This is a genomic window from Afipia birgiae 34632, assembly GCF_000308295.2.
In the GTDB taxonomy this organism is placed as follows: Bacteria; Pseudomonadota; Alphaproteobacteria; order Rhizobiales; family Xanthobacteraceae; genus Afipia; species Afipia birgiae.
In genome coordinates, this window is sequence record NZ_HG326654.1 from 899,348 (window position 1) to 902,856 (window position 3,509).

Annotated in this window: 3 protein-coding genes; 2 read left to right on the forward strand and 1 reads right to left on the reverse strand. The window is 56.2% G+C overall.

What is annotated here, in order from left to right:
• Window positions 1-230: 230 nt before the first annotated feature.
• Both galU and BN32_RS26510 read left to right on the forward strand, forming a co-directional pair.
• Window positions 231-1,103, forward strand: coding sequence for a UTP--glucose-1-phosphate uridylyltransferase GalU (gene galU / locus BN32_RS22945; protein WP_019195659.1), 873 nt, complete (start codon window positions 231-233; stop codon window positions 1,101-1,103).
• A gap of 68 nt (window positions 1,104-1,171) precedes the next feature.
• Window positions 1,172-1,930 carry a DUF5131 family protein gene (locus BN32_RS26510; protein ID WP_082757927.1) on the forward strand — a complete coding sequence of 253 codons (759 nt, stop codon included), beginning with the start codon at window positions 1,172-1,174 and terminating at the stop codon, window positions 1,928-1,930.
• On the opposite strand, the gene tcmP is transcribed toward BN32_RS26510, so the two are convergent.
• Window positions 1,894-2,778, reverse strand: a complete 885-nt coding sequence (gene tcmP / locus BN32_RS22950) for a three-Cys-motif partner protein TcmP (protein ID WP_019195658.1) — start codon at window positions 2,776-2,778, stop codon at window positions 1,894-1,896. The two genes, BN32_RS26510 and tcmP, sit on opposite strands and share 37 nt — an antisense overlap.
• Window positions 2,779-3,509 lie beyond the last annotated feature (731 nt).

Genomic DNA, 3,509 nt, shown 5'->3' on the forward strand with positions numbered 1-3,509 from the left:
ATCTCGCGTTAAGAGCAAGGCCCCGCACCCGCTTCGCGGCTTCGCCGCTCAGCACCCTCCCCACAAGGGGGAGGGATGAAGCAAAACGCCCCGCCTCAAAAAATCCGCAAGCCGCTCATGTACCGTTCATCCGCACACCTTTACGGAACCTGTTGCCCGCCCCGCCGTTTTTCAGCCCGATAAAACCTGCTAACACCCCTCAACGTCTCCCTCAGCCTGCAAAGAGCCTCATGAAAATCCGTAAAGCCGTGTTTCCCGTCGCCGGTCTTGGCACCCGCTTTCTCCCGGCCACCAAGGCCATGCCGAAGGAAATGCTCACCGTGGTCGACCGCCCGCTGATCCAGCATGTGGTGGACGAAGCGCTGGAAGCCGGCATCGAGCACCTCGTGTTCGTCACCGGCCGCAACAAGGGCGTGATCGAAGACCACTTCGACCGGCCCTACGAGCTTGAGGACACGCTCAAGGAAAGAAACAAGCTGAAGGAAATGGACATCCTCGAGCGCGACCAGCCGGCGGCGGGCGCGACCTCGTTCACGCGCCAGCAGGCGCCGCTCGGCCTCGGCCATGCGGTGTGGTGCGCGCGCGACATCATCGGCAACGAGCCGTTCGCGGTGCTGCTGCCGGACGTGCTGGTGAAAAACAAACCCTCTGGCCTGAAGCAGATGATCGACGCCGCCAACGCGGCGGGCGCGGACAAGGCCAACATCATCGCGGTGGAAGAAGTGCCGATGGATCAGGTCCACATGTATGGCGTGGTCGGCGTCGGCAAGGCGAAGGGCGACATGTTCGAACTCAACGGCATGGTCGAGAAGCCGAAGAAGGAAGTCGCCCCATCGAACCTCTCGATCACAGGGCGCTACATCCTGCAGCCGGAAATCTTCAACGTGCTGGAGACCCAGGCCAAGGGTGCGGGCGGCGAAATCCAGCTCACCGACGCGATGCTCGGCCTTGCGAAATCACAGCCGTTCTACGGCTTCAAGTTCAAGGGCAAGAGCTATGACTGCGGCTCGAAGTCGGGCTTTCTCGCCGCGAATATCGCTTACGCGATGGACCGCGAAGACCTTCGCAGCGATCTGCTCGCGGAAATGAAGAAGTATATTTGAGGGCAATGCAGATTTTTGGAATCTTAAATTAACCGCCATTTGTCAGCATACTTGCTGATGGAGGCACCATGGGCGACACGTCAATCGAGTGGACCGACGCTACGTGGAATCCGGTAGCGGGTTGCACAATTCTCACTGCTGGCTGCACAAATTGCTACGCAATGCGAATGGCTGCGCGTCTCGATGCTATGGGGCTAGAAAAGTATAAAGGCCTTACCCGACGCAGCGGCGGCCGCGCCGTATGGACCGGGAAAATTCGTCTGGACGCAAAGTCGCTGGATGCTCCGAGGACATGGTCGAAGCCACGAAAAGTGTTCGTGAACTCCATGTCAGACCTGTTCCATCCAGACGTACAAACTGACTACATTTATCGTGTTTGGCAGGTGATGAAAGAAACACCGCGACACACTTATCAAATTCTCACCAAGCGACCAGACCGAATGGCCGACGTGCTTTTGGAGCGACGTTTCGAAACTCTATCAAACGTATGGCTCGGCACGAGTGTCGAGGATGACCGCGTATTGGGACGTCTTGATGACATCCGTCGTGTCCCCGCCATTATTCGATTTGTATCGCTTGAACCACTTATCGGGTCAGTTGCCGCTGGGGACCTTACGGGAATTCATTGGGCAATCGTCGGCGGAGAGAGTGGGCCTCGCGCTCGCCCAATGAAGCCCGAGTGGGTCGATGAAATTGAAAAAATGTGCCGAAAATCTGGGACAGCCTTTTTCTTTAAGCAATGGGGTGGGAAGAACAAGAAAGCGACTGGGCGCTTGCTGCACGATCGCACTTACGATGAAATGCCTGCACCAACTTTGAGTATGTGATTTCCGATCCTTGTCGCGAGACCTATGGCTTTTGTCTCGTCGTTAGATATGCACAGGAAGAGTGAGAACAACTGAGGCTTCCGATGCAATGGAAGTGGCAACGGCTTGAGGACTGCTGGAAAAATCGTTCGAAGACGACGACGAACGTAATCTTCAAGCGACCTCACATCGCGAGTTCTTACTCTAGGATCATTCCCGAACATCTCCGATTGACCACTATCCTCATATAGCTCTTCTTTCCACTCCTCCGACCCGAGAATTCGCGTCAGAGCAGATGCTTTGTGCTCATCGACTGCTTCAATATTTTTTGTTGCTTGTCGGTATAATCCTGACATCGGAAACAAAAACCAAATATCGATTGCTTTTGTTGCCGCGATAGCCTCAAGCGTTTCCCAGTTCACCTCCATTCCGTAAGGATCCAGAAACAACACAGCGCGCGTTGATTGCCACGAGTTAGCTGCAAGCAACGACAAAATGGCTTCGTTGGCGTCGTTTCTAACGACAGCAATTCTCCGGCGTGGATATCTCGCAGCAAGATCATTCAACGCAGCAACGTGCGACGGCTTAGCATCGATAAATACCGTGAAATCGAAGCTTGGTTGAATGTCCAATGCGATCTGGGCTGACCCACGACGTTGCTCAATGCGCTGCGGCTCACCTGCGCTTAGGAAACTTTCCGGCTTCTCCTCATGCCTGACCGTTCTAAATCCCGTTCCCGCAAAAGCATCAATGTACCAAAGCTCTTGGAAGTGGGGCTTTAGCGCCGTCGTGAAGGCTTTTAGATAGTTTTCGATGATGGATAATTTCAAATCAGTGTGCTGTGCGCCAAACTCATGATCGATTGGCATTAAAAGCTCCTAAGAAACTAATTTCCGAAAATTGAAAACTGACATTTCGGCGGGAAACGAAAAATGGAACATCCCGCCCGGGTTGACAAATCCTACTTAATAGGCTTATATTCCTATTGCTTCATTCGTGAGGGGCGCTTCTAGAGGCGTTCCTGAAGTGGAATGAAGCGCGGCGCCCGCGCGCGTGGTTCGCAGCCACGCTCCCGGAGGCTGAGGGTCATCGTCCGGGCTCACTACGAAGCTCTGCCGTTCGCGGCTGGACGGTGGTGGGAATGAAGGCGGCGAAAGCCGTCCGGATCAGGGGACGCTCCCCTTCCCACCCGGAAGTACGATCCCGACGCCACAAGACGCCGCAGCGGATGTTTGCCGCAGCCTTTGCTGTGGCAAGGATTCGCGCGCTGCGGTTCGCGGCCTCCTCGGAGCGTCCGCACGCAGCGTCGATGGAGCGCCGCAAGGCGATGCGCTCTTTTGTTTGCCGCCTTCGCAAGCGGCGGACGATGGAGCGACGACAACCATGTTGCGCCTGGCGGCGCTCCATCTCCCCTCGAAATTTTCGAGGGTGAGCCAAAGCCCAACCCGCGCCATCGGCGCGCGGGGCCGCATTTCTATGCGCGCTGTTTGAAATTTGAATCGGAAAGTCGTGCGCGATGCCGACATCTCCCTCCCCTTTGCGGGGAGGTCGGCCGAGCGAAGCGGAGGCCGGGGTGGGGGCGCAACGCGACGCGCTATCA

What these genes read in the sequence shown, in the direction of transcription:
- galU (WP_019195659.1), top strand. Translation starts at nt 231, where the DNA reads ATGAAAATCCGTAAAGCCGTGTTTCCCGTCGCCGGTCTTGGCACCCGC.
- BN32_RS26510 (WP_082757927.1), top strand. Translation starts at nt 1,172, where the DNA reads ATGGGCGACACGTCAATCGAGTGGACCGACGCTACGTGGAATCCGGTA.
- tcmP (WP_019195658.1), bottom strand. Translation starts at nt 2,778, where the DNA reads ATGCCAATCGATCATGAGTTTGGCGCACAGCACACTGATTTGAAATTA.